This is a genomic window from Pusillimonas minor, assembly GCF_014237865.1.
Lineage (GTDB): Bacteria > Pseudomonadota > Gammaproteobacteria > Burkholderiales > Burkholderiaceae_B > Neopusillimonas > Neopusillimonas minor.
The window spans coordinates 1-24,853 of record NZ_JACJUU010000007.1 but is presented as its reverse complement, the minus strand read 5'-3'; the positions used below and the strand labels follow the sequence as shown (position 1 = coordinate 24,853).

Here is a 24,853-nt window from a genome sequence, read left to right as displayed (position 1 = left end):
GGTAATGCGAAACTACAATGAGAATTGTTCGCATTATCTAGTATAAAATCAATTCAACGAGACTGCCCCCATGAATCAATTTACCCCTCGCCTTGTTTGTGTCCGGGGCGTGCAATGACGGCCGCCCGTTCGCTAAAGGCCTGGTACTGGCTGCACAAATGGACCAGCCTGATTTGCACCGCATTTTTGCTGGTTATTTGTATAACCGGTATGCCATTGATATTTCACGAAGAAATTGAGCACTGGCTGCAAGAGGGCAAGCCGTATGCCGTCGTGCCCGAGGGCACGGCCCGCGTCAGCATGGACAGCGTGCTTGCTACGGCACGGCAAACGTATCCGGGGGAGGACGTCGAGTATGTATATATGGATGACGCCGAGCCGGGTATTTGGGTGGGTATGTCGCCGGCCGATAACCTCGACCCCAAACAGCACCATTACATGAGGTTCGACGCCCATACCGGCGAACTGTTGCACGACGGCCCCACGCAGTTTGAAGAGCAGTTCACATTCATGGGGCTTATGTATGCCTTGCATGTTGATTTGTTTGCAGGCTTGCCGGGTCAGTTGTTCCTGGGGGCGATGGGGCTGTTGTTTGTCATTGCCATCATCTCCGGTGTTGTGCTGTATGCGCCGTTCATGAAGAAGCTGTCATTCGGCACGGTACGCAAAGAGCGATCGACGCGGCTCAAGTGGCTCGATCTGCATAACCTGCTTGGTGCGGTGACGCTGGTTTGGGCGACTGTGGTTGGCGTTACGGGCGTGATCAACGAGCTTTCCCAGCCGCTGTTTTCGCTATGGCAGTCAACCGAAGTCGCGGCGTTGACTGCGCAATATCAAAATGACCCGCCCGTGACGCAAGTCGTGTCTGCCGACCTGGCGCTGCAGGCGGCACAGCAGGCTGTTCCCGGTAACGAGGTTGTCAGTTTCAGTTATCCGGGCAACAGCTATGCAACGCCTCACCACTATATGTTCTGGACAAAAGGTGCCACCCCATTGACGTCGCATCTGTTCACGCCGGTGCTGGTCGACGCGGCAACGGCGCAGGTGACGGCAGTGGCTCACCCGCCCTGGTACTTGGTGGCACTGGAGCTTTCCAGCCCCCTTCATTTCGGCGATTACGCAGGCCTGCCCCTAAAAATTCTGTGGGCCGTGATGAATTTCCTGACGATTGTCGTGCTGGGTAGTGGCTTGTACTTGTGGTTTGCGCGGCGTCGCGCAAATGACGAGCGTGTCCGCAAGTTGGCTGACTCCCTCAATACTTCCGGCCGTTCCCCCGCTCTGGAGTCGTCATGAATACCGAAAAGTCTGCACGGTTTCGCAAAGTCTGGCGTGCGCCGATTTTTCTGGGTGTTCTGACCAGTTTTGGTTTGCTGGCAGCACTGTTGGGCGTTGGTGTCTGGCACTGGCTGGCCTGGGGGGCATTATCAGTCCCGGTTGCCGCGGGTCTGGGGTTCTGGGCAGCGCCGCGGCGCTAGTGCTCAAAGCGGGGGGCAGACGCTACCTCCGAAAACCGGGTCAATTCCGTTTCGTAGGTTTCAAAACAGGCCATTGTTCCTGCCTTAGCGTTGTCACATTCTGGTCAAAAATAACGCTTTCTGTACTATTAAGGCGTTGGTGTGGGTGGCTTGACTGATTGGCGATTGCGGGGCGATGGTACGCGGCCACCGGGTCTGCGTGTCATAGAAATTGTTGACCCGTGTTTCGGGCAGGGCAACGTATTGTTTCGGTTGTTGGTGATGCGTGAGCACGCCGTTAGTCCAGAAGGTGAGTCCATCTCATTGCGCTACTTCGAACTTGAGGCAGGATCGGGCGGGCTGGTGGCGCACCCGTTTACCGGTCGGTACAGTCGTTCGGCCGATGGCACCGAAAGTGTCAGCCTGACAGGTGGTTCGGTGGGGCTTGGCGCGGCCTATTTGCGTGGCAACCGGCTTGGCACCTATTTGCAAGACGAAATTGTGCGCTGGGCCAGGCAGTGGCCCCAGGCAATTGTTCAACCCATTGTGCTGTCAGACACCGACGCGTACGACGAGAATAAAAGCCGACGTAATCGCTACTACGAGCAATTTGGCATTACGTTTGATTATTCCGGCCCCGAGTGCAGCAGCGGGGCGTCGCGGCCCGTGTTGGCCGGCGCCCTGACACCCGTTTCGTCCGATGTGTGGCAAAAATCAATCAAAGAATACGACCTCATCGACTACCTGCGCCGGTATTCGGCCGAAAAGATAAAGCTGCTGCGTGACATCCAGAAGTTGCATGCCAACCTGGACTTCCAGCAGCAGGTTATTCGCGACAGCCAGTCGCGCCCCTTCAGGTGGGCGATGCGGCATTTTGCTCACCGGCATCCCTATGCCGCTCCTTCGGTCCTTGCGTTATCCAGTCTGATGCTGCTGCTGTGGGCGGCAGTCTAATATGTTAAAAATAGATGAAAAGATGGCCGTTTTGGAACGGGGTGCGCCTTTAGCGGCACCCCTGACTTTCCGGTAAAATGGTTGGTTCATCTCGTTTATTTGTCTTTTACTCATTTTCATTTATATAGGTTCCTATGCAGCCCGTGGTTGAAACTCTGTCCGGCCTTGAGCGCCGTGTTGATCTGGTCGTTTCGATGGCCGACGTCGAAAAAGAAGTCCAGTCCCAGCTCAAGCGCGTCGCACGTACCGCAAAAGTCCAGGGCTTTCGCCCAGGCAAAGCTCCGTTGTCGATCGTCGAACGCAGCCATGGTCCTGGCATCCGCTACGACGTCATCAACGCCGAAGTCGGTCGTGTGCTTGACAACGTCCTGAAAGAAACACAGTTGCGCGTTGCTGGTACGCCCAACCTCGAACCCAAAACCGAAGGCGTCGAAGAAGGCACCATGGCCTTTTCGGCCACCTTCGAGGTCTATCCCGAAGTGCAGTTGCCCGACCTGTCCGCACTTAAAGTGACACGCGCCAACGTCGAAGTGGGCGATGCCGAAGTCCAGCGTACCGTCGACATCCTGCGCAAGCAGCGTGCTGCCTACGAAGGCCGCGAAGGCCGCGAAGCCCAAGACAACGATCGCATCACGCTCGACTTCGTCGGCACCATCGACGGCGTTGCTTTCGACGGCGGCTCGGCTGAAGGCTTCTCGTTCGTGCTGGGCCAGGGTCGCATGTTGCCCGAATTCGAAGAGGCCGTTCGTGGCATGAAAGCCGGCGAAACAAAAACCTTCCCCCTCGAATTCCCCGCCGACTACGCCGGCAAAGAAGTCGCCGGTAAAAAAGCCGACTTCGACATCAAGGTTACCGAAGTCGCCGAAGCCATCCTGCCCGAAGTCGATGCCGAATTCGCCAAGTCGCTGGGTCAGCCCGAAGGCGACGTCGAAAAGCTCCTGGCCGACATCCGCAGCAACATCGAACGCGAAGTCAAGGCTCGTGCCATGTCACGCACTAAAGCCAGCGTCCTCGACGCCCTGGCTGCCGCATGCACCTTCGACGTCCCCAAAGCACTGGTTCAAAGCGACACCGAAAGCCGTGTTGCCGCCGCCCGCGCCGACCTGAAACAACGTGGTGTACCTAACGCCGACAGCCTGCCTATCCCCGCCGAAGCGTTCAGCGCCGAATCCGAGCGCCGTGTTCGCCTGGGTCTTCTGGTGTCCGAGCTGGTCAGCAGCGCCGACCTCCAGGCCAAACCCGAGCAAGTTCGCGCCCGCATCGAAGAGCTGGCCCAAAACTACGAGCAGCCTGCGCAAGTGGTTGCCTACTACCTGGCCGATCGTCAACGTCGCTCCGAAATCGAAGCTATCGTGCTCGAAGACAATGTTGTCAATCACGTGCTTGAAAAAGCCCAGGTCACTGACGAAAACGTCGATTTCGACGAACTGATGGGGACTGCATAAATGCAGCGATTCACTGATTTCTACGCGGCGATGCATGGCGGCGATTCGGTCGTGCCTACCGGGCTGGGCTATGTGCCCATCGTGGTAGAGCAGTCCGGTCGCGGCGAGCGTTCTTACGATATTTACTCGCGCTTGTTGCGCGAGCGGGTCATCTTTTTTGTCGGTCCGGTCAACGACCATTCCGCCAATCTGGTGGTGGCGCAATTGCTCTTTCTCGAGTCCGAGAACCCGGGCAAAGATATTTCGCTCTACATCAATTCGCCGGGTGGGTCAGTGTATGCCGGTATGGCCATCTACGACACCATGAACTTCATCAAGCCCGACGTGTCTACGTTGTGTACGGGTATTGCTGCAAGCATGGGGGCGTTTTTGCTGGCCGCCGGCACCAAAGGCAAACGGTACGCCTTGCCTAACTCGCGTATCATGATTCACCAGCCCTCGGGCGGTGCGCAGGGCCAGGCCTCCGACATCCAGATTCAAGCGCGCGAAATTCTCAGCTTGCGCGAAAGCCTGAACCATATTCTGGCTACCAATACGGGTCAGCCCGTCGAGCGCATCGAAGTAGATACCGAGCGTGATAACTTCATGTCGGCCGACGATGCACAGGCTTATGGCCTCATCGACAAAGTTCTGGTGTCCCGTTCCGAAGAATAGGCCCAGTGTTAAAACCGTTAGTCAAAGAGTTATATGCCCGATAAAAAAGGATCGCCGGACGAAAAAGTCTTGCACTGTTCGTTTTGCAATAAAAGCCAGCACGAGGTGCGCAAACTTATTGCGGGCCCGTCGGTATTCATTTGCGACGAATGTATCGATCTGTGCACCGACATCATTCGTGAAGAAACCAAAGAGGCAGCACGCAAGGCCGTACGCAACGAGCTGCCTACGCCTCAAGAAATCAAGGCGTTCCTCGACGGCTACGTCATCGGGCAAGACATCCCCAAACGAAGCCTGGCGGTTGCCGTGTACAACCACTACAAGCGTATTCGCTACGGTGAAGTCAAAGGCGACGACGTCGAGCTGTCTAAAAGCAATATTTTGCTTATTGGGCCGACGGGCTCGGGTAAAACCCTGCTTGCTCAAACACTGGCACGCATGCTCGATGTCCCGTTCGTCATGGCTGACGCCACCACACTGACCGAAGCCGGCTATGTGGGTGAAGACGTCGAAAACATCATCCAGAAGCTGCTGCAAAACTGTAACTACGACGTAGAAAAGGCGCAGCGCGCCATTATCTACATCGACGAAATCGATAAAATTTCCCGCAAATCTGACAACCCCTCCATTACCCGCGACGTTTCGGGCGAGGGCGTTCAGCAGGCCTTGCTAAAAATCATCGAAGGTACGGTGGCTTCGGTACCGCCGCAGGGCGGGCGCAAGCACCCCAACCAAGATTTCGTGCAGGTCGACACTACCAACATTTTGTTTATTGTTGGTGGCGCTTTCGACGGTCTCGAAAAGGTCATTCAAGACCGTACCGAAAAGTCGGGTATTGGTTTTTCGGCGGCGGTGCGTAGCAAGTCCGAACGCGGCGTCGGCGAGCTCTTCTCCGAAGTCGAGCCGTCCGACCTGGTTAAGTTTGGCCTGATCCCCGAACTCGTCGGGCGTCTGCCGGTTGTGGCCACCCTCGAAGAGCTGCAAGAAGACACCCTGGTGCAGATTCTTACAGAACCTAAAAACGCCATCATCAAGCAGTTTCAAAAGCTGTTCGAAATGGAAGAGGTCGAGCTCGAGGTTCGCCACGAAGCTTTGCACGCCATTGCGCAGCGGGCGCTCAAGCGTCGTACCGGCGCGCGCGGTTTGCGGTCAATTGTTGAACAGGCTTTGCTGGGCACAATGTATGAACTTCCATCCAGCAAAAACGTCAAAAAAGTCATACTCGACGAAAACGCTGTTGTCGGCGGCGCAGCACCCCTCCTTATCTACGCCGACGACGCCGAAACACCGGCTTCCAAAGACAAAAAACCAGATTCGCAAAAGCTGAAAAATGCTGCCGCCTGACGGGGTCTTGAAAAGTTCGCGATTGTCGCCACATATGAAGTATGTGTAGTACTACAAAAGGGAGGCGCAGGCTTCCCTTTTGTTTCTGATGCAGCATTTTTTAAGGAAATTACTATGTCTGCGAGCCCTATTCTCTCTTCAGAACCTATGGACTTGCCCCTCTTGCCTTTACGAGACGTGGTGGTGTTTCCTCATATGGTGATTCCGCTGTTTGTCGGGCGTCCGCGTTCTATCAAGGCCCTCGAAATGGCGATGGAATCGGGCAATAACATCATGCTGGTGGCGCAGAAGTCGGCCAGCAAAGACGACCCGACCCCCGATGACCTGCACGCTATTGGTTGCGTCGCCAGTATTTTGCAAATGCTCAAGCTGCCTGACGGCACTGTCAAGGTGCTGGTTGAGGGTCTGCAACGCGCCAAAATCAATACTGTCTCCGACGCCGACACGCACTTTACGTCCAATGTGCAGGTTCTGCCCCTTGAAGACGGTCAAAGCGCCGAGGCCGAGGCTTTGCGTCGTGCGGTGGTTGCGCAGTTCGAGCAATACGTCAAGCTCAATAAAAAAATTCCCCAAGAGATTCTTACCTCGCTTACAGGCATCGACGAAGCCGGCCGCCTGGCCGACACGGTGGCTGCTCACTTGCCGCTCAAGCTCGAGCAAAAACAAAGCATGCTCGAAGTCGTCGGCACGTCCGAACGCCTGGAAAGCCTCTTGTCGCAGCTCGAATCCGAAATCGACATTCTTCAGGTCGAAAAGCGCATTCGTGGCCGCGTCAAGAAGCAAATGGAAAAGAGCCAGCGCGACTACTACCTGAATGAGCAGGTTAAAGCCATTCAAAAAGAGCTGGGCGAAGGTGAAGACGGCGCCGACATCGAAGAGCTCGAAAAGAAAATTGCAGCAGCGCAGTTGCCTAAAGAGGCCCTTAAAAAGGCCGAGGCCGAGCTTAAAAAGCTCAAGCTTATGTCGCCCATGTCGGCCGAAGCCACCGTGGTGCGCAACTACATCGAAACGCTGGTGGGCTTGCCATGGCGTAAAAAGAGCCGTATTAACAGCTCTATCCCCAACGCCGAGAACGTACTCGACGCCGACCACTATGGCCTTGAGAAGGTCAAAGAGCGCATTATCGAATACCTCGCGGTACAGCAGCGTGTCGACAAGCTCAAGGCGCCCATTCTTTGCCTGGTCGGGCCACCCGGTGTGGGTAAAACGTCGCTGGGCCAGTCTATTGCACGTGCCACCAACCGCAAGTTCGTGCGTATGGCGCTGGGTGGCGTGCGTGACGAGGCCGAAATTCGCGGACATCGCCGCACGTATATTGGGTCCATGCCCGGCAAAATTTTGCAGAACATGTCCAAGGTTGCGGTGCGCAACCCCTTGTTCCTGCTCGACGAAATCGACAAAATGGGCGCCGACTTCCGCGGCGACCCGTCCTCGGCCTTGCTCGAGGTGCTCGACCCCGAACAGAACCATACCTTCCAGGACCACTACATCGAGGTCGACTTTGACTTGTCAGACGTCATGTTCGTGGCGACCAGCAACACCCTGAACATTCCGCCGGCGTTGCTCGATCGCATGGAGGTCATCCGGCTTTCGGGTTACACCGAAGACGAGAAAGTCCATATTGCGTTCGACCATTTATTGCCCAAGCTCATGAAGAATAACGGCGTGCGCGAAGGCGAGATGCAGGTCGAAGAATCGGCCGTGCGCGACATTGTGCGCTACTACACCCGTGAAGCCGGTGTGCGTGCGCTCGAGCGCGAAATCAGCAAGTTGTGCCGTAAGGTCGTTAAAAAGACGCTCGAAAAACACCCCGAAGCCGTCAAGCCGGCCAAGAAGGGGGCGGCTACCCCGGTCGAAAAAGTGGTCATTACGTCCGACAATCTCAGTGACTTTCTTGGTGTACGTCGTTACAACTACGGTATGGCCGAGAAAGAAAACAAGGTCGGGCAGGTTACCGGGTTGGCCTGGACAGAAGTCGGTGGTGACTTGCTCACCATCGAAGTGGCCGATATGCCGGGTAAGGGCAATGTCATCCGTACCGGCTCGCTGGGCGATGTCATGAAAGAATCGGTCGAGGCAGCGCGTACAGTGGTTCGGTCGCGGGCCCAGAAGTGGGGCATTTTGTCGTCAGTCTTCGAGAAGCGCGATTTGCACATCCACTTCCCCGAAGGCGCAACACCCAAAGACGGTCCGTCAGCGGGTATTGCGGTAACCACCGCTATGGTGTCTGCGTTAACCGGTATTCCGGTGCGCGCCGACGTGGCCATGACCGGCGAAATTACGCTGCGGGGCGAAGTATTGCCTATCGGCGGCCTGAAAGAAAAGCTCTTGGCGGCTCACCGGGGCGGGATCAAAACAGTACTGATCCCGGAAGAGAACGTCAAAGACCTGACGGACATCCCGGATAACGTCAAGAACCATCTTGAGATTATCCCTGTGCGCTGGATCGATCGCGTTCTGGAAGTTGCCCTGCAAAGTATGCCCGAGCCGTTGTCTGACGAAGAGGTTGCGCGGTTGACGGCCGAAGCGGTAGCCAGCGCGAAGGCGGCGGGTACCGATACAGCGTCTGACGCCGTCATGAAGCACTAAGCGTGGTTCTGACCTGAAACCTGGCGGAAAACGCCGGGTTTCGGGGTTGGGCCTTGGGCCGGGAATGTGGGCTGCCCGGCCTTGTTTGAGCATATGTCTGGTTTTGTTAGACCGTATTTACGTTAGACCACATTTAAAAACCCAAAGTTTGTTGCCTGTTGGCGCAAACTTTGGGTTTTTTTGTGGGTGACGCATTGGGCTGGGCCACTAAATTGCCTGGCGGCCAGGCAGCGCGTTGCCCGCCGGGCTTTAAGCGTTGCCGGTGGCGCAAGGTGGCGTTATTGCATGGTGCGTATCAGGCCGACGGCGATGCCTTCGAGGGCGAATTCGTCGTGGGCCTGAATTTCGATGGGGGCAAAGTCGGGGTTTTCGGGGAGCAGGCGGATGTGCCGGCCTTGGCGTTCGAGGCGTTTGACCGTGACGTCGTCGCCCAGCCGCGCGACAACAATTTGGCCGTTGCGTGCTTCGGTGGCTTTTTTTACGGCGAGCAGGTCGCCATCGAGGATGCCGGCATCGCGCATGCTAAGACCACGTACTTTAAGCAGGTAGTCGGGCTCTTGGGTGAACAGCGCTGGCTCGACGGCGATTTCGCGCTCGATGTGGGGGGTGGCCAATATGGGGCTGCCCGCCGCAACGCGACCGATGACAGGCAACAGCAGGCGACCCAGGTGTTGAGCGCTGGTAAAGGCAGATGAGGGTGACGTAGACCCGTTATGCGATTGCGTAAGGGGAGGCTGCACACCTGCCGCCTGGACGTGCGGCGCGTTGGCCGTGTGTGGGTAGGGCGCACCGCCCGCGTGGGGTTGCTGGGTATTGGCCGCGTTGAGCGCCACGTTGGCAACGCCGGGTTGACCTGGTGCAGGCGTAAGCAGGCGAATGCCCCGCGATGCCCCTGCCGTAAGCGCAATAGCACCTTTGCGTGCCAGTGCTTTAAGGTGGTCTTCGGCCGCATTGGCCGAGCGGAAACCCAGTTCGCGGGCGATTTCGGCGCGTGTGGGGGGGAACCCGGTACGCCCGATTTGCTGACGGATGAGGTCGAGAATTTGTTGCTGACGGGCGGTGAGTTTTATGGCCATAATAAAATAGGGCTGTATATAAATACAGCCCTATTGTGCCCTAGTCGGCCTGGCTTGGCAAGCTTAAGGCTTAACCGATGACTTTTGCGATGGCGTTAACCACGTAGTCGATGTTGCGGCTGTTAAGCGCAGCCACGCAAATACGGCCGCTGCTCACGGCGTATACGCCGTGGTCGTTGCGCAAGGCGTCGACCTGGGCGGCGGTAAGGCCCGAATACGAGAACATGCCGCGTTGCGCCATAACGAAGTCAAAGTTTTGTTTGACACCGTGGTCTTTAAGCTTGGTGACCAGCTGTTCGCGCATGCTGCGAATGCGGTTGCGCATTTCGCCCAGCTCGTCAACCCACAGGCTGTACAGTTCGGGGGTGTTCAGTACCGACGCAACAACCGTACCGCCGTGTGTGGGCGGGTTCGAGTAGTTGGTACGAATAACCCGCTTGACCTGGCTAAGCACGCGTGCGTTTTCGTCTTTCGAGCCACAAATAAGGGTAAGCGCGCCAACGCGTTCGCCGTACAGCGAGAACGATTTCGAGAACGAGGAGCTGACCAGCATGGTCATGCCCAGGTCGGCAAACAAACGAACCACCGAGGCGTCTTGCTCGAGCCCGTCGCCAAAGCCCTGGTAGGCGATGTCGAGGAAGGGCACCAAGCCCGCGTTTTTGACGGTAGCGGCGATTTCTTGCCATTGGGCAGCGGTAGGGTCGACGCCGGTGGGGTTATGGCAGCAGGCGTGCAACACAACAACCGTACCCTTGGGCAACGCTTTAAGTGCACCAACCATGCCGTCGAAGTCGAGGCCGTGGGTTTCGGGGTTGTAGTAAGGGTAGTTTTCAACGACAAAACCGGCGCGTTCGAAGATGGCGCGGTGGTTTTCCCAGCTGGGGTTGCTGATGACCACTTTGGCATTGGGCGACAGCTGTTTAAGGAAGTCGGCGCCGATTTTAAGGGCCCCGGTACCGCCAATGGTTTGTACGGTCAGGGCGCGGCCGTCGGCAATAATGGCCGAGTCTTTACCCAGCAACAGGGTTTGCGCCCCTTTGTTGTAGGCGGCCAGCCCCTCGATGGGCAGGTAGCCGCGCGGTGCGGCGGCCTGGGCGCGCTGGGCTTCGGCCTGCTGTACAGCCTTGAGCAACGGAATTCGACCTTGATCATCGTAGTAAACACCAACGCCCAGATTGACTTTTTCTGTGCGAGTATCGGCGTTGTACTGCTCGGTCAGGCCAAGGATGGGGTCGCGCGGTGCCAGTTCGACGGTTTCGAAGATAGAGGTCATATTACCTGTTGGTTGGATGAGAAATAAGGAAGAAATATGAATTGCTTAATAGTGAGATAATAAGGGGTTTACCCTTAGGTGTCTAGCATGGCCGCAACAAAACCCGGTTTCGTCCAGTACCCAAACAGCCCGTTCCAGCTGTACCAGCCGTATCTGCCGGCGGGTGATCAGCCCGCGGCTATCGACGCCCTGGTCGAGGGGGTTGAAGACGGGTTGATGTTCCAGACCCTGCTGGGGGTGACCGGGTCGGGCAAAACGTACACCATGGCCAACGTCATTGCGCGCACCGGGCGCCCGGCCATTGTTCTGGCGCCTAATAAAACACTGGCAGCGCAACTGTACGCCGAGTTTCGCGAGTTTTTCCCAAAGAACGCGGTCGAGTACTTTGTGTCGTATTACGACTACTATCAGCCCGAAGCCTATGTGGCGGCGCGCGATCTCTTCATCGAAAAAGACTCCTCCATCAACGAGCACATCGAGCAAATGCGCTTGTCGGCGACAAAAAGCCTGCTCGAGCGCCGCGACACCATTATTGTGGGGTCGGTGTCGTGCATTTACGGTATTGGCAACCCGGGCGACTACCATGCCATGGTGCTTACTTTGCGCGCCGGTGACCGCATCCCTCGGCAAGAGCTGCTGGGCCGGCTGGTTGCCATGCAGTACGAACGTAACGATGTCGATTTTGTGCGCGGCACGTTCAGGGCGCGGGGCGAAACTATCGACGTCTTCCCGGCCGAAAACGCCGAGCTGGCCGTGCGTATTTCGCTGTTCGACGACGAGGTCGAAACGCTGGAACTTTTTGACCCGTTAACCGGCAAGGTGCGGCAAAGTGTGCCGCGTTTCACGGTCTTTCCGCGTTCGCACTACGTCACCCCGCGTGAAACCGTGCTGCGGGCCATCGAAAGCATCAAGGCCGAGCTGCGCGACCGGGTCAAGGTGTTTCTTGATGATCACAAGCTGGTTGAAGCCCAACGGCTGGAGCAGCGCACGCGTTTTGACCTTGAAATGTTGCAAGAGCTGGGTTTTTGCAAAGGCATTGAGAACTATTCCCGTCATTTGTCCGGGGCCGCGCCGGGCGAACCGCCGCCCACGCTGATCGACTACTTGCCGGCCGATGCCTTGATGTTCATTGACGAAAGTCACGTCACCATAGGCCAGCTGGGCGCGATGTACAAGGGCGATCGTTCCCGCAAAGAAACCTTGGTGACGTTCGGGTTCCGGTTGCCGTCGGCCATGGACAACCGTCCGCTTAAAATGGAAGAGTTCGAGGCGCGGATGCGCCAGACGGTCTTTGTGTCGGCCACGCCCTCCAACTACGAAAACGAACATGCCGACAACGTGGTCGAGCAAGTGGTTCGGCCCACCGGACTGGTTGACCCCATCGTCGAAGTCAGGCCGGCCACAACGCAGGTTGACGATTTGCTGGGTGAGGCCAAGTTGCGTGTTGCGGCGGGCGAGCGCGTGTTGGTCACGACCCTGACCAAGCGCATGGCTGAAGACCTGACCGAATACCTGACTGAGAACGGCTTGAAGGTCAGGTACCTGCATTCAGATATCGACACGGTCGAGCGGGTCGAGATTATCCGCGATCTGCGGTTGGGGGTGTTCGACGTGCTGGTGGGGATCAACCTGCTTCGCGAAGGCCTCGATATCCCGGAGGTTTCGTTAGTGACCATTCTCGATGCCGACAAAGAAGGTTTCTTGCGTTCTGAACGCAGTCTGATTCAAACCATTGGCCGCGCCGCGCGTAACCTTAACGGCCGTGCCATTCTGTATGCCGACCGCGTCACCGACTCCATGCGTCGCGCCATCGACGAGACCGAGCGTCGTCGCGCCAAGCAGGTAACGTTCAACACCGAGCACGGTATTGTCCCTCGAGGTGTCAATAAGGCCGTACGCGAAATGATCGATGGCGTAGAAAGCCACGCGGCGGCTTCGGCGGCTTCGGCGGCTGCGGCCGATGTGTCGCCTGAATTGTTGGCCGACGAAAAGTGGCTGGCCAAAGAAATTCGCCGCCTCGAAAAGCAAATGATGGATCACGCCAAGAATCTGGAGTTCGAGCAGGCTGCGGCCGCGCGCGACGCGTTGAATCGTCTGAAAGAAAAGGCGCTGCTGGGCCAGGTGGGCTGATTGTAGTGTGTTGTTACAAGCCAGACAGGGTTTGTCGTTTACTTGGCCGGCCCGCAAAGCCCATAAATGTTGCGGTGCATGACGGCAGTCTGGCTGCCTCCGGGCCTGTTCTTCACAACGACTAAGTTCACCTATTTCCCCTGAATAACCCCTCAAGTAGTGCGGATAATTTTCGAACTGGCGTCACATTGGCTTGCTATTCGTGTCTGTGAAATCTATTGCCTTATTCCGGGTTTTCCCTCACAATCTCACCCATGATGACTAAGGTACTTTTCGTTTGCACGGGTAATATCTGTCGCTCTCCCAGCGCCGAGGGTGTGTTCCGCCATCTCATTACCGAGGCGGGGTTGTCCGGTGTCGTTGGGGTCGATTCAGCCGCCACCCACGGCTTTCACGTTGGCGAAAGCCCCGATGCGCGCGCCCAAGCGGCCGCTCGCAAGCGTGGCTACGACATTTCTCAATGCGTTGCGCGGCAAATTACTGCCGACGACTTCCGCGAATTCGATTTCATTCTGGTCATGGACTGGGAAAATCTTTCTGCACTGCAACAACAGTGTCCCAAGATTTACCAGCACAAGCTCATGCTGCTCATGCGCTTTGCCAACGAATTCGAAGAAGCCACCATTGCCGACCCATACTACGGCGGTCCCGACGGCTTCAACAAAGTCCTCGACTGCCTCGAAGACGCCTGTCAAGGGGTTCTCGAAGTCGTCCGCAAGCGCGCTACACAGTACCAGGCCGCATAATTCAATCAAATACCCTCAACCGGGCCGCATGGCTCGGTTTTTTTTGCGCTATTTCCCTAGCAATTCAGTCGGGTATTGGTTATACTTGAGTTAATTAGTCAGGTATTAAAGGGTAAGCCCTTCGGGGTAAGGAAAAAAACTATGCGTTTAACGACAAAAGGGCGCTTCGCGGTTACGGCCATGATCGATCTGGCGTTGCGTCAGCAAAGTGGTCCTGTCACCCTGGCGGCTATTAGCCAGCGCCAGAACATCTCGCTGTCTTACCTAGAGCAGCTGTTTGGCAAGTTGCGCCGTCACGAGCTGGTCGACAGTGTGCGTGGCCCGGGCGGCGGCTATTCGCTGGCGCGTCTGGCCCGCGAAATCACCGTTGCCGACATCGTCTTTGCGGTCGACGAGCCCCTCGATGCCACCAGCTGTGGCGGCAAAGAAGACTGCAACGTGGGCCGCAACGGCGAGTCCAGCCAGTGCATGACGCACGAGCTCTGGACAACGCTCAATCATAAAATGGTCGAATACCTTGACTCGGTCTCGTTACAAGACCTGGTCGATAAACAACGCATGCGTCTGCTCGAGGCCTCGAAAGGCCAAAGTGCAGTGCGTGTGGGGCAAGTGCCTGGCGCTAAAATCGCGTCCTCGCTGCCCGCTTGAAAGTTACTTAGGAGTTGGTCGATGTCTTCACGTCCCGTTTATTTAGATTACTCAGCGACAACCCCGGTCGATCCCCGCGTTGTCGAAAAAATGGTGCCCTGGTTGTACGAGCATTTCGGCAACCCGGCATCGCGCAGCCACGCGTTTGGCTGGGAAGCCGAAGAGGCCGTCGAGCAGGCGCGCGCCGAAGTGGCGCAACTGGTCAACGCCGACCCGCGTGAAATCGTCTGGACGTCCGGCGCCACCGAATCCATTAACCTGGCGGTTAAAGGCGCGGCACACTTTTACGCCCAGCGCGGCAAGCATCTTATTACGCTCAAAACCGAACACAAGGCGACGCTGGACACCTGTCGCGAGCTCGAGCGCCAGGGTTTCGAAGTCACCTACCTCGACGTCCAGGACAACGGTTTGCTCGACCTTGACGCTTTCAAGGCTGCGCTGCGCCCCGACACCAGTGTGGTGTCTGTGTTAATGGTTAACAACGAAATCGGTGTCATCCAAGACATCGCGGCCATTGGCGACATCTGTCGCGAGAAGGGCATTGTGTTCCATGTCGACGCGGCACAAGCCACCGGCAAGGTTGCCATCGACCTGCAAACGCTCAAGGTCGACCTCATGTCGTTTTCGGCGCACAAAACATACGGGCCTAAAGGCGTTGGCGCCTTGTTCATCCGTCGCAAACCGCGTATTCGCATCGAAGCGCAAATTCACGGCGGTGGTCACGAGCGTGGTTTCCGCTCCGGTACGCTGGCAACTCACCAAATCGTGGGCATGGGCGAGGCATTCCGTATCGCACGCCTCGAAATGGCCGCCGAAAACGAGCGCATCCGCGCACTGCGCGACCGCCTCTGGCAGGGGTTGTCGCAGGTCGAAGAGGTTTACCTCAATGGCGACATGGAGCGTCGGGTACCGCACAACCTTAACGTCAGCTTCAACTACGTCGAAGGCGAATCCCTGATCATGGCGATCAAAGAATTGGCTGTGTCCAGTGGTTCGGCATGTACATCGGCCAGCCTCGAGCCCTCTTATGTGCTGCGCGCGCTGGGCCGCAACGACGAGCTGGCACACAGCTCCATTCGTTTCACCCTGGGTCGTTTCACCACCGAACAAGAAGTCGATTTCGCGATCGAATTGCTTAAAACCCGTGTCGCCAAGCTGCGCGACATGTCGCCGCTCTGGGAAATGGCCCAAGACGGCATCGACCTCAACTCGGTCCAGTGGGCTGCGCATTAACGGTCGTCTTACGAATCAAAGAACAGGAATTCAATCATGGCATACAGCGAAAAAGTTCTCGATCACTACGAAAACCCGCGTAACGTGGGTTCGTTCGACAAATCCGACGAAAGCATCGGCACCGGCATGGTGGGTGCGCCCGCCTGTGGCGACGTCATGAAGCTGCAAATCAAGGTCAACGAAACCGGCGTCATCGAAGATGCCCGTTTTAAAACCTATGGTTGTGGTTCGGCTATTGCGTCCAGCTCGCTGGTCACTGAATGGGTCAAGGGTAAAACGCTCGACGAGGCCCTCGACATCCGGAACACGCAAATTGCCGAAGAGCTGGCTTTGCCCCCGGTAAAAATTCACTGCTCGATTCTGGCCGAAGACGCCATCAAGGCGGCGGTCCAGAACTACAAAGAAAAGCATCAGAAATAACAGGGTTGATCATGTCTATTACGCTGACTCCACAAGCTGCTGACCACGTCAGTCGTTACCTTGCCAAGCGTGGCAAGGGGCTGGGTCTGCGTTTGGGTGTCCGTACCACGGGTTGTTCCGGCATGGCCTACAAGCTCGAGTACGTCGACGAGCCCAACGCAGACGACCAGGTTTTCGAACAACATGGCGTAAAGGTGTTTATCGACGCCAAAAGCCTGCCGTACCTCGACGGTACGCAACTAGACTATGGCCGCGAGGGGCTGAACGAAGGTTTCAAGTTCAGCAACCCGAACGAAAAGGCCACATGCGGTTGCGGTGAATCCTTCACGGTGTAGCGTGGTCGAAAACTACTTTAAACTGTTCGAACTGCCGCAAGGCTTTGCCATTGACGCCGGTGCGCTAGAAACGCGCTGGCGGCAAATGGCAGCGCGTGTGCACCCCGACCGTTTTGCAACAGCGGCGCCGGCCGAGCGGCGGGTCGCCATGCAATGGGCGTCAACCATTAACGAAGGCCATCGCATTCTTAAAAGTCCGCTGCTGCGGGCCCGATATCTGTGCGAGCAGGCAGGCTGCGACTTGCAAACCGAAAGCAACACCCGCATGGACGGCGCGTTCCTGATGCGTCAGATGGAATGGCGCGAGGCGCTGGACGAGGCCCGTGACAGCGAAGATCCGGCCCGGTTCGAGCAGCTCGGCAACGATATCGCGCAGGCGCGCACCGAACTCGAAACGACCGTCGAAGCGCTGATCGACGGCCAGCACGATTTTCCGGCGGCGGCCGAAAAAGTGCGCGAATGGATGTTCATCGAGAAGCTGGCTGCCGAAGTACAACAGGCGCGCCACGCGTTGGCCGACCGTCAACATTAAGGGCGGGCGGTGTGCCTTGGGTGCACCGGCCGTAAACAACAGAACTTATGGCTTTATTGCAAATATCCGAGCCCGGTGAATCGCCGGTCCCCCACCAACGCAAGCTGGCGGTAGGCATCGATCTGGGCACGACTCACTCTTTGGTTGCATCGGTGCGCAGCAGCGTGCCCGAAGTCCTGCTTGACGAGGCCGGCCGTGCGTTGCTGCCGTCTATCGTGCGCTATGCGCCCGATACCATTCAGGTCGGGCACGATGCCCGTGAGCACCAGGCTGCCGATTCGCTCAATACCATCGCGTCGGTCAAGCGCTTCATGGGCCGCTCCCTCGAAGAAGCCCGCAGCGAGGGTGTCGCCTACGAATTCGCCGATGGCGAAGATATGGTCCGCCTTAAAACCCGTCGCGGCGACTTCAGCCCGGTCGAAGTGTCCAGTCAAATTTTGCGTACACTGCGCGAGCGCGCCGAAGCTGCGCTGGGGGGCGAACTGGTAGGCGCGGTCATTACTGTTCCCGCCTATTTCGACGATGCCCAGCGTCAGGCAACCCGCGATGCAGGGCGCTTGGCGGGTCTTACGGTGCTGCGCCTGCTCAACGAACCGACAGCCGCTGCCATTGCCTATGGTCTCGATCATGGCGCCGAAGGCGTTTATGCGGTCTACGATCTGGGTGGCGGTACGTTCGACATTTCTGTCTTGCGCCTGACCAAAGGGGTGTTCGAGGTCGTTGCTACCGGTGGCGACACGCAATTGGGTGGCGATGATTTCGACCGCTGCATTGTCGATGAAGTCTGCCGCTCGCAACAGTTGGCCAATCTGGGCAAAGGCGATTTACGTGCGTTGTACGTCGCGGCCCGTGTCGCCCGCGAAGCCTTGTCCAATACCGACGAAACCCTCTTCGAGGCCGAACTGTCGACCGGCACGGTACGTATGCCGCTTGGTCGCCAGGCTTTCGAGTCGTGGGCGCAGCCGCTGGTCAATAAAACACTCGATCGGGCCCGCGTCACCTTGCGTGATGCCGGCCTCGATGTGGCCGACGTCAAAGGCGTTGTCATGGTTGGTGGCGCTACGCGCATGCCGGTCATTCAGCGCGAAGTCGGTCGCTTGTTCAATACTACACCGCTCACAGACCTTGACCCTGATCAGGTTGTGGCCCTGGGTGCGGCGCTCCAGGCTAATTTGCTGGTGGGCAATCGTTCGGCCGGGGAAGACTGGCTTTTGCTCGATGTCACACCGCTTTCATTGGGCCTTGAAACCATGGGTGGGCTGGTCGAGCGTGTAATTCCGCGCAACAGCACCATCCCGGTGGCGCGCGCTCAAGAATTTACAACCTTTAAAGATGGGCAGACGGCCATGGGTATCCATGTGGTGCAAGGCGAGCGCGACCTGGTTGCCGACTGCCGTTCGCTGGCACGTTTCGAATTACGGGGCATTCCGCCCATGGTGGCCGGCGCCGCGCGTATTCGCGTCACGTTCCAGGTCGATGCCGATGGCTTGCTTAATGTCAGTGCCCGCGAAGAAAGCACAGGCGTTGAAGCCGGCGTGACAGTCAAGCCGTCTTATGGTTTGTCCGACGACGAGGTCGCCCGGATGCTGACTGAAGGCATGACCCATGCATCGGCCGATGCCCAGGTCCGTGCGCTGCGCGAGCAGCAGGTCGAATTGCAGCAGTTGCTCGAGTCGGTCAGGGCGGCGATAGACGCCGACGGCGATCTCTTAAGCGACGATGAGCGTGCCAATATCGATCAGATCATGATCGACAGCGACCGCATGCTGCAAGCTTTGGCCAACGCCGCAGCTGATCAGGCTTCCGGGCAGGCGTCGACTATTGCCGTCGATGCCGATGCCGTACGACAACAGGTGGCCCGGTTCAGCCAGGCGACCGAAGACTTCGCCGCGCGCCGTATGGACCGTAGTATCCGCGCGGCATTGTCCGGCCGCACCATCGACGAAATTGCCGATAACTGATTCTTTGTTCTGGTTTGACCATGCCTAAAATTACTGTTTTACCCCACGCCGACGTTTGCCCAGAGGGCGCTGTCATCGAAAACGCACCTGTGGGTGAGTCTATTTGTCGTGTGCTGCTCGATAACCATGTCGAAATCGAACACGCCTGCGAGCTGTCGTGTGCTTGTACCACGTGTCATGTCATCGTGCGCGAAGGCTTCGATTCGCTCGAAGAGGCTTCTGACAACGAAGAAGACTACCTTGACCGCGCCTGGGGGCTTACACCAACGTCGCGTTTGTCTTGTCAGGCAAAAATTGCCAATCAAGACCTGACCATCGAAATCCCCAAGTACACCATCAACCACGCCAAGGAAAACCACTGATGCGCTGGACGGACACCTACGAGATTGTCGAGGCCCTGCTAGAGGCTCACCCCGACGTTGATCCTGCGCAGGTTCGCTTTACCGACCTGCGCGATTGGGTAATGGCATTGCCCGGTTTCGATGACGACCCGGCTCGATGCGGTGAACGCATTCTTGAAGCCATTCAGATGACCTGGATCGACGAGAAGTAATACCGAAAGCAATTCAGCTTTAAACAAAAAGCCCTGTACGTAATGTGCAGGGCTTTTTGTTTAAGGGAGCCATTCAGGCCCCGGGGGCGGTAAATACCAACTACGCCTGGTCTTCGCGGCGCAGGTGAGGGAACAGCAGCACATCGCGGATGGTGTGGCTGTCGGTCAGCAACATGATCAGCCGGTCGATGCCAATACCGCAACCGCCAGTGGGGGGCATGCCGTATTCCAGTGCGCGGATGTAGTCTGCATCGAAGAACATGGCCTCTTCGTCGCCGGCATCTTTGGCTTCGACCTGGGCGTGGAAACGTGCGGCCTGGTCTTCGGGGTCGTTCAGCTCGGAAAAACCGTTGGCAATTTCGCGGCCCGTAATAAACAGTTCGAAGCGCTCGGTAATGTCGGGCCGGGTGTCGGAAGCCCGTGCCAGCGGCGAGACTTCGATGGGGTAGTCAATGATGAAGGTCGGGTTCCAGAGTTTGGCTTCGGCGGTTTCTTCGAACAATGCCAATTGCAGGGCGCCGGTACCGGCACGCGCAAGGGTGGGGCTATTGACATCGACACGCATCTTTTTAAGTTCGGCGCGCAGGAACTCGTGATCGTTAAGCTGGGCTTCGGTGTAGCCGGGCGCGTATTTCAAGATAGCCTGGACAATCGTCAGGCGGTCGAAAGGCTGGCCCAGATCGAGCGGGCGGTCTTGATAGGACAAGACCGCACTACCGGTTGCCGCAACAGCGGCCTGACGGATAAGGTTTTCGGTGAAGTCCATCAGCCAGTGGTAGTTGGTGTAGGCCGCATAGAACTCCATCATGGTGAATTCGGGGTTGTGGCGGGGGCTGACACCTTCGTTGCGGAAATTGCGGTTCAGCTCGAATACGCGCTCGAAGCCGCCGACGATAAGCCGCTTCAGATAAAGCTCGGGCGCAATGCGCAGGTACATTTCCATATCGAGCGCATTGTGGTGCGTGACAAACGGCTTGGCTGCCGCACCGCCCGGTATGGGGTGCAGCATGGGGGTTTCGACCTCCATGAAGCCGGCGTCGACCATGTACTGGCGCATGCGGGCAATGGCCTTGCTGCGTGCCACAAAGGTATGCCGCGTTTCTTCATTCATGATGAGGTCGACATAGCGCTGGCGATAGCGCAGTTCTTGGTCGGTGACGCCATGGAATTTATCGGGCAGTGGGCGCAGCGACTTTGACAGCAGCCGGATTTGCGCGGCCCGGATGGACAATTCGCCTTTGTTGGTTTTAAAGACGGTACCCTCGACAGCCAGTATGTCGCCGATATCCCAGGTTTTGAAGTGCTCGTAAACCGATTCGCCCACGCCGTTTTTATCAAGATAAATTTGAATGCGGCCGGTGCTGTCTTGCAGGGTGGCGAAGCTGGCTTTGCCCATCACGCGCTTGAGCATCATGCGGCCGGCAACAACCGCCGGTTTGGCCAGGGCTTCAAGGGCTTCTTTGTCCAGCGCTTCGCAGGCAGTGTGCAGTTCGGCGGCCTTGTCTTCGGGCGTGAAGTCGTTAGGGTAGGCAACGCCTTCGGTGCGCAGCCGTGCCAGTTTGCCGCGACGCTCGGCGATAAGGTGGTTTTCGTCGGCAGCAGCGGGGTTGGGCGTAGTGGTCATGAGTGATATACGTAGAGGTATCGAAGCCGGAGTCGGCAAGACAGGTTGTAGCAGGGCGGGGCAGGCTTGCCCCTGGCCCGGTTAAACCCCTTGTTTCAGGCTGGCCTGAATGAACGGGTCGAGGTCGCCGTCGAGGACTTTTTGTGTGTTGGAAATTTCAACACTGGTGCGCAGGTCTTTGATGCGGCTTTGGTCGAGCACATAAGAGCGGATCTGGTGCCCCCAGCCCACATCGGTTTTGGCGTCTTCCATTTTTTGCTGCTCGGCCATGCGCTGACGCATTTCGAGCTCGTACAAGCGCGATTTAAGCATTTGCATGGCTTCGGCGCGGTTGCGGTGCTGCGAGCGATCGTTTTGGCATTGCACGACAATACCCGTGGGCATGTGCGTGATACGCACGGCCGAATCGGTTTTGTTGATGTGCTGGCCACCCGCGCCGCTGGCGCGGTAGGTGTCGACGCGAAGGTCGGCCGGATTGACCTCGATTTCGATTGAATCGTCGACTTCGGGGTAGACAAAAACGCTGGCAAACGACGTATGACGCCCGTTGGCAGAGTCGAAGGGGCTTTTGCGAACCAGCCGGTGCACGCCGGATTCGGTACGCAAGAACCCGAAAGCGTAATCGCCCTCGACCTTGATGCTGGCCGACTTGATACCCGCGACATCGCCGGGTGACTCTTCAAGGATTTCGGTTTTGAAGCCTTTGCGTTCGCAATAGCGCAAGTATTGGCGCAGCAAAATGGAAGCCCAGTCTTGGGCTTCGGTGCCGCCCGCGCCGGCCTGAATGTCGACAAAGCAATTAAGCGGGTCGGCCGGGTTATTGAACATCCGGCGAAATTCGAGGTCTTCGAGTTTGGCGCCAATGGCGTCGCAGTCTTGCTCGATGGCTTCGAGGGTGGCATCGTCGTTGTCGGCGGCGGCAAGGTCGAACAGTTCGCGGGCTTCTTCAACGCCGTTGCCAATTTCGGTCAGCGTTTCAACGACTGTTTCGAGGCCTTTTTTCTCGCGGCCAAGGTCTTGTGCGTGCTTCGGGTCGTTCCAGACGTCGGGGTTTTCGAGCTCGGCGTTTACAACTTGCAGGCGTTCAGCTTTGCCAGCGTAGTCAAAGATACCCCCGAAGGGCGGTTTGACGCTCGGCGTAGTCTTCGATGCGGGCAATCAACTGGTTTTGACGTTCGGCTTCCATAATCTTCCTGAAATCTTTAATCTTTAAGATAACTTTTTATTTTAACGCAGGTTGTTTGGCCCATGCGGCCTTGAATTACCTTGCATTGGCCGCATATACACATGAAGCCGGGCTTGCTAGCATGGCAAACAGCCTAGCAATAGGTAAAATTTACTGAAGTCATTGAATCAATCAATTTTACAAATGGTCCTGGCTTTCCTATACTGACATTACTTTCACTTTTCAACCACAACAGAGGAAACAAAAATGTCCCTGATCAATACCAAAATCAAACCATTTAAAAGCACAGCTTTCCAGAACGGCAAATTCTTTGACGTCACCGATGAGGCCGTAAAAGGTAAGTGGTCCGTTTTTGTTTTTTACCCTGCTGACTTCACCTTTGTTTGCCCGACCGAACTCGAAGACCTGGCTGATCTGTACCCCGAATTCCAGAAACTGGGCGTTGAAGTCTACGCCGTTTCGTGCGATACCCACTTCTCGCACAAAGCTTGGCACGACACCTCGGCCGCCATCAAAAAAGTTCAGTACCCCATGCTGGGCGACCCAACACAAGTTCTGGCCCGTAACTTCGAAGTCCTGATCGAAGAAGAAGGCATGGCGCTGCGTGGTACATTCGTCATCAACCCCGAAGGCGAAATCAAGGTCATGGAAGTACACGACAACGGTATCGGCCGTAAAGCTTCCGAATTGCTGCGCAAAGTTAAAGCCGCTCAGTACATCGCTGCTCATCCCGGCGAAGTTTGCCCCGCCAAGTGGGAAGAAGGCGCCGAAACACTGAAGCCTTCGCTCGACCTGGTCGGCAAGATCTAAATTCAGTTTTAGCGTGCATTAAATGGCGCCGCCTGCAGAAACGGGCCTCGCCATCGCAAGCCGCAGTCAGGTCACAAACCGGGCTGCGGCCATACCGAAGAATAATTTTTACAGAAGGTCACTGTTATGTTAGAAGCCAGCCTTAAAACCCAGATGCAATCCTACATGGAGCGGATTTCCCAGCCCATCGAGATCACTGCGAATCTCGACAGTGGCGCGAAGTCGCAAGAACTGCGCGAGCTGCTACAAGAAATCGCCGCAATGTCCGACCGGATTACGCTGGTTGAGGGCAGCGACGACGCGCAGCGCAAGCCTTCGTTTACTATCGCCCGCACCGGCACCGACATCAGTGTCACGTTTGCCGGTATCCCCATGGGGCACGAATTCACATCGCTCGTCCTGGCATTACTCCAGGTCGGCGGCCATCCCATCAAGCTCGACGAAGCGGTCATCGAACAGATCCGCAACCTTGATGGCGATTACAACTTTGAAACCTATTTCTCGCTGTCATGCCAGAACTGCCCCGACGTCGTCCAGGCCCTTAATGTGATGTCGATCATCAACCCGCGCATCCGTCACGTAGCCATCGACGGCGCGCTGTACCAGTCCGAAGTCGACGAGCGCCAGATCATGTCTGTGCCCACCATATACCTCAATGGTGAGAAATTCGGCCAGGGTCGCTCCAGCGTCGAAGAAATCCTCGCGCAGCTCGATTCGGGCGCCGGCGCACGCAAGGCCGAAGCACTGAACGCAAAAGAGCCGTTCGATGTGCTGATTGTGGGCGGTGGACCGGCCGGTGCAGCGGCTGCCGTGTATGCGGCCCGTAAAGGTATCCGTACCGGTGTCGTGGCCGAGCGCTTCGGCGGTCAGGTGCTCGACACCATGGCCATCGAGAACTTCATCTCGGTCAAAGAAACCGAAGGCCCACGCTTTGCGGCGGCCCTCGAAGAGCACGTCAAGGCCTACGACGTCGACATCATGAACGTACAACGTGCCACCAAGCTTGTTACTGGCGGCAACCTGGTCGAAGTTCAGCTTGAAAGCGGTGCAACCCTGAAGGGCAAAACGGTGATTTTGGCAACCGGTGCGCGTTGGCGCGAAATCAACGTGCCCGGCGAACAAGAGTACCGTAACGCCGGTGTCGCTTACTGCCCGCACTGCGATGGCCCGTTGTTCAAGGGCAAGCGTGTTGCCGTTATTGGTGGTGGCAATTCTGGCGTTGAAGCCGCCATCGACCTGGCCGGCGTCGTGGCCCACGTCACGCTTATCGAATTTGGCGACGAGCTGCGTGCCGATGCCGTACTGCAGCGCAAATTGCGCAGTTTGCCCAACGTCGACATCATCGTATCGGCGCAAACCACCGAAATCCACGGTGACGGCAAGAAGGTCAATGGCCTGAGCTACACCGATCGGAAGTCGGGTGAGTCGCGCAAGGTCGAACTCGAAGGTGTGTTTATCCAGATTGGTCTGGTACCCAATACCGAGTGGCTTAAAGATACGGTATCGCTCACACGCTACGGCGAGATCGAAGTCGATGCCAAAGGCCAGACGTCTATCCCCGGCGTGTTTGCCGCGGGCGACGTGACCACCGTGCCGTACAAGCAAATTATTATTGCTTGCGGCGACGGCGCCAAAGCTGCGCTGGGTGCTTTCGACCATCTTATCCGCAGTTCGGTCGACATGCCGGCCGAAGCCGAGACCGCAACCGCCTGATTGCTTCGGTTGGGTTAAAGCCTGAAAATAGCGCGATGCAAACATCGCGCTACAGACTGTTGATAAACCCCCTGTTTTTTGCAGCGGGGTTTATTTTTTTGTCTGTTAGATCATCGCAGGTCGTTTTGTCGTTAAAGCCAGCAATGAGCGCAGCGCGTTGATTTGCGCGCCGA

Annotated in this window: 23 protein-coding genes; 19 read left to right on the top strand and 4 right to left on the bottom strand. The window is 57.1% G+C overall.

The window, feature by feature from the left end; genetic code table 11:
* Nucleotides 1-114: 114 nt before the first annotated feature.
* The 7 genes from GTU67_RS09865 to lon all read left to right on the top strand — a co-directional run bounded on the left by GTU67_RS09865 (nucleotide 115) and on the right by lon (nucleotide 8,440).
* Entirely contained in the window at nucleotides 115-1,293 is a 1,179-nt protein-coding gene (locus GTU67_RS09865; RefSeq protein WP_185779909.1) for a PepSY-associated TM helix domain-containing protein, read from the top strand.
* A complete protein-coding gene (locus GTU67_RS09860) occupies nucleotides 1,290-1,475 on the top strand; it encodes a hypothetical protein (protein WP_185779908.1) in 186 nt (61 codons plus the stop codon). The genes GTU67_RS09865 and GTU67_RS09860 overlap by 4 nt, the downstream gene beginning before the upstream one ends.
* A gap of 141 nt (nucleotides 1,476-1,616) precedes the next feature.
* On the top strand, nucleotides 1,617-2,408 hold the full coding sequence (locus tag GTU67_RS09855) for a hypothetical protein (protein ID WP_221893343.1): 792 nt from the start codon (nucleotides 1,617-1,619) through the stop codon (nucleotides 2,406-2,408).
* Nucleotides 2,409-2,542: 134 nt separating this feature from the next.
* The gene (gene tig / locus GTU67_RS09850) at nucleotides 2,543-3,853 is read left to right on the top strand and encodes a trigger factor (protein ID WP_185779906.1); all 1,311 of its coding nucleotides are present in this window, start codon (nucleotides 2,543-2,545) and stop codon (nucleotides 3,851-3,853) included.
* On the top strand, nucleotides 3,854-4,507 hold the full coding sequence (gene clpP, locus GTU67_RS09845; RefSeq protein ID WP_185779905.1) for an ATP-dependent Clp endopeptidase proteolytic subunit ClpP: 654 nt from the start codon (nucleotides 3,854-3,856) through the stop codon (nucleotides 4,505-4,507). It begins immediately after the preceding gene.
* Between the two features lie 33 nt (nucleotides 4,508-4,540).
* Nucleotides 4,541-5,851, top strand: coding sequence for an ATP-dependent Clp protease ATP-binding subunit ClpX (gene clpX / locus GTU67_RS09840; RefSeq protein WP_185779904.1), 1,311 nt, complete (start codon nucleotides 4,541-4,543; stop codon nucleotides 5,849-5,851).
* A 114-nt stretch (nucleotides 5,852-5,965) separates the two neighbouring features.
* Nucleotides 5,966-8,440 (top strand): endopeptidase La, encoded by a 2,475-nt coding sequence (lon, locus tag GTU67_RS09835; RefSeq protein WP_185779903.1) that lies wholly within the window; start codon nucleotides 5,966-5,968, stop codon nucleotides 8,438-8,440.
* Between the two features lie 278 nt (nucleotides 8,441-8,718).
* On the opposite strand, the gene lexA is transcribed toward lon, so the two are convergent.
* Complete coding sequence (gene lexA, locus GTU67_RS09830; RefSeq protein WP_185779902.1) at nucleotides 8,719-9,516, bottom strand: transcriptional repressor LexA; 798 nt, start codon at nucleotides 9,514-9,516, stop codon at nucleotides 8,719-8,721.
* 70 nt (nucleotides 9,517-9,586) lie between these two features.
* Nucleotides 9,587-10,789 carry an amino acid aminotransferase gene (locus tag GTU67_RS09825; RefSeq protein ID WP_185779901.1) on the bottom strand — a complete coding sequence of 401 codons (1,203 nt, stop codon included), beginning with the start codon at nucleotides 10,787-10,789 and terminating at the stop codon, nucleotides 9,587-9,589.
* Nucleotides 10,790-10,876: 87 nt separating this feature from the next.
* Here GTU67_RS09825 and uvrB point away from each other — a divergent pair, with 87 nt between their 5' ends.
* From uvrB to iscX, 10 genes are all read left to right on the top strand, one after another.
* A complete protein-coding gene (gene uvrB, locus GTU67_RS09820; RefSeq protein ID WP_185779900.1) occupies nucleotides 10,877-12,919 on the top strand; it encodes an excinuclease ABC subunit UvrB in 2,043 nt (680 codons plus the stop codon).
* Between the two features lie 254 nt (nucleotides 12,920-13,173).
* Nucleotides 13,174-13,665: a low molecular weight protein-tyrosine-phosphatase gene (locus tag GTU67_RS09815; protein ID WP_185779899.1), complete on the top strand. Its 492-nt coding sequence runs from the start codon at nucleotides 13,174-13,176 to the stop codon at nucleotides 13,663-13,665.
* Nucleotides 13,666-13,806: 141 nt separating this feature from the next.
* Nucleotides 13,807-14,313, top strand: coding sequence for a Fe-S cluster assembly transcriptional regulator IscR (gene iscR / locus GTU67_RS09810; protein ID WP_185779898.1), 507 nt, complete (start codon nucleotides 13,807-13,809; stop codon nucleotides 14,311-14,313).
* 21 nt (nucleotides 14,314-14,334) lie between these two features.
* The gene (locus GTU67_RS09805) at nucleotides 14,335-15,546 is read left to right on the top strand and encodes an IscS subfamily cysteine desulfurase (protein ID WP_185779897.1); all 1,212 of its coding nucleotides are present in this window, start codon (nucleotides 14,335-14,337) and stop codon (nucleotides 15,544-15,546) included.
* A gap of 36 nt (nucleotides 15,547-15,582) precedes the next feature.
* A complete protein-coding gene (gene iscU, locus GTU67_RS09800) occupies nucleotides 15,583-15,966 on the top strand; it encodes a Fe-S cluster assembly scaffold IscU (protein ID WP_185779896.1) in 384 nt (127 codons plus the stop codon).
* 11 nt (nucleotides 15,967-15,977) lie between these two features.
* Nucleotides 15,978-16,301: an iron-sulfur cluster assembly protein IscA gene (gene iscA / locus GTU67_RS09795; RefSeq protein ID WP_093971385.1), complete on the top strand. Its 324-nt coding sequence runs from the start codon at nucleotides 15,978-15,980 to the stop codon at nucleotides 16,299-16,301.
* Nucleotide 16,302: 1 nt separating this feature from the next.
* On the top strand, nucleotides 16,303-16,833 hold the full coding sequence (hscB, locus tag GTU67_RS09790; RefSeq protein WP_185779895.1) for a Fe-S protein assembly co-chaperone HscB: 531 nt from the start codon (nucleotides 16,303-16,305) through the stop codon (nucleotides 16,831-16,833).
* A gap of 47 nt (nucleotides 16,834-16,880) precedes the next feature.
* The gene (gene hscA / locus GTU67_RS09785; RefSeq protein WP_185779894.1) at nucleotides 16,881-18,794 is read left to right on the top strand and encodes a Fe-S protein assembly chaperone HscA; all 1,914 of its coding nucleotides are present in this window, start codon (nucleotides 16,881-16,883) and stop codon (nucleotides 18,792-18,794) included.
* Between the two features lie 20 nt (nucleotides 18,795-18,814).
* Nucleotides 18,815-19,156 (top strand): ISC system 2Fe-2S type ferredoxin, encoded by a 342-nt coding sequence (gene fdx, locus GTU67_RS09780; protein WP_185779893.1) that lies wholly within the window; start codon nucleotides 18,815-18,817, stop codon nucleotides 19,154-19,156.
* Nucleotides 19,156-19,347 (top strand): Fe-S cluster assembly protein IscX, encoded by a 192-nt coding sequence (gene iscX / locus GTU67_RS09775; protein WP_093971389.1) that lies wholly within the window; start codon nucleotides 19,156-19,158, stop codon nucleotides 19,345-19,347. The genes fdx and iscX overlap by 1 nt, the downstream gene beginning before the upstream one ends.
* 100 nt (nucleotides 19,348-19,447) lie before the next feature.
* Here the strand turns inward: iscX and lysS are convergent, their stop codons facing one another.
* Nucleotides 19,448-20,971 (bottom strand): lysine--tRNA ligase, encoded by a 1,524-nt coding sequence (gene lysS / locus GTU67_RS09770; RefSeq protein WP_185779892.1) that lies wholly within the window; start codon nucleotides 20,969-20,971, stop codon nucleotides 19,448-19,450.
* Nucleotides 20,972-21,052: 81 nt separating this feature from the next.
* A protein-coding gene (gene prfB / locus GTU67_RS09765; RefSeq protein ID WP_185779891.1) for a peptide chain release factor 2 occupies nucleotides 21,053-22,157 on the bottom strand; the annotation gives its coding sequence in 2 pieces (ribosomal slippage) (nucleotides 21,053-22,075 and nucleotides 22,077-22,157; 1,104 coding nt in all).
* 246 nt (nucleotides 22,158-22,403) lie between these two features.
* On the opposite strand from prfB, the gene ahpC reads away from it, so the two are divergent.
* Together ahpC and ahpF are read left to right on the top strand one after the other, a co-directional pair.
* Nucleotides 22,404-22,967, top strand: coding sequence for an alkyl hydroperoxide reductase subunit C (ahpC, locus tag GTU67_RS09760; RefSeq protein WP_093971391.1), 564 nt, complete (start codon nucleotides 22,404-22,406; stop codon nucleotides 22,965-22,967).
* Nucleotides 22,968-23,093: 126 nt separating this feature from the next.
* Complete coding sequence (ahpF, locus tag GTU67_RS09755) at nucleotides 23,094-24,680, top strand: alkyl hydroperoxide reductase subunit F (protein WP_185779890.1); 1,587 nt, start codon at nucleotides 23,094-23,096, stop codon at nucleotides 24,678-24,680.
* Nucleotides 24,681-24,853: the final 173 nt, after the last annotated feature.

Excerpts from the sequence above, each read along its gene's own strand:
- GTU67_RS09865 (WP_185779909.1), top strand. The coding sequence starts at position 115 with ATGACGGCCGCCCGTTCGCTAAAGGCCTGGTACTGGCTGCACAAATGG.
- GTU67_RS09860 (WP_185779908.1), top strand. The coding sequence starts at position 1,290 with ATGAATACCGAAAAGTCTGCACGGTTTCGCAAAGTCTGGCGTGCGCCG.
- tig (WP_185779906.1), top strand. The coding sequence starts at position 2,543 with ATGCAGCCCGTGGTTGAAACTCTGTCCGGCCTTGAGCGCCGTGTTGAT.
- clpP (WP_185779905.1), top strand. The coding sequence starts at position 3,854 with ATGCAGCGATTCACTGATTTCTACGCGGCGATGCATGGCGGCGATTCG.
- clpX (WP_185779904.1), top strand. The coding sequence starts at position 4,541 with ATGCCCGATAAAAAAGGATCGCCGGACGAAAAAGTCTTGCACTGTTCG.
- lon (WP_185779903.1), top strand. The coding sequence starts at position 5,966 with ATGTCTGCGAGCCCTATTCTCTCTTCAGAACCTATGGACTTGCCCCTC.
- lexA (WP_185779902.1), bottom strand. The coding sequence starts at position 9,516 with ATGGCCATAAAACTCACCGCCCGTCAGCAACAAATTCTCGACCTCATC.
- GTU67_RS09825 (WP_185779901.1), bottom strand. The coding sequence starts at position 10,789 with ATGACCTCTATCTTCGAAACCGTCGAACTGGCACCGCGCGACCCCATC.
- uvrB (WP_185779900.1), top strand. The coding sequence starts at position 10,877 with ATGGCCGCAACAAAACCCGGTTTCGTCCAGTACCCAAACAGCCCGTTC.
- GTU67_RS09815 (WP_185779899.1), top strand. The coding sequence starts at position 13,174 with ATGATGACTAAGGTACTTTTCGTTTGCACGGGTAATATCTGTCGCTCT.
- iscR (WP_185779898.1), top strand. The coding sequence starts at position 13,807 with ATGCGTTTAACGACAAAAGGGCGCTTCGCGGTTACGGCCATGATCGAT.
- GTU67_RS09805 (WP_185779897.1), top strand. The coding sequence starts at position 14,335 with ATGTCTTCACGTCCCGTTTATTTAGATTACTCAGCGACAACCCCGGTC.
- iscU (WP_185779896.1), top strand. The coding sequence starts at position 15,583 with ATGGCATACAGCGAAAAAGTTCTCGATCACTACGAAAACCCGCGTAAC.
- iscA (WP_093971385.1), top strand. The coding sequence starts at position 15,978 with ATGTCTATTACGCTGACTCCACAAGCTGCTGACCACGTCAGTCGTTAC.
- hscA (WP_185779894.1), top strand. The coding sequence starts at position 16,881 with ATGGCTTTATTGCAAATATCCGAGCCCGGTGAATCGCCGGTCCCCCAC.
- fdx (WP_185779893.1), top strand. The coding sequence starts at position 18,815 with ATGCCTAAAATTACTGTTTTACCCCACGCCGACGTTTGCCCAGAGGGC.
- iscX (WP_093971389.1), top strand. The coding sequence starts at position 19,156 with ATGCGCTGGACGGACACCTACGAGATTGTCGAGGCCCTGCTAGAGGCT.
- lysS (WP_185779892.1), bottom strand. The coding sequence starts at position 20,971 with ATGACCACTACGCCCAACCCCGCTGCTGCCGACGAAAACCACCTTATC.
- ahpC (WP_093971391.1), top strand. The coding sequence starts at position 22,404 with ATGTCCCTGATCAATACCAAAATCAAACCATTTAAAAGCACAGCTTTC.
- ahpF (WP_185779890.1), top strand. The coding sequence starts at position 23,094 with ATGTTAGAAGCCAGCCTTAAAACCCAGATGCAATCCTACATGGAGCGG.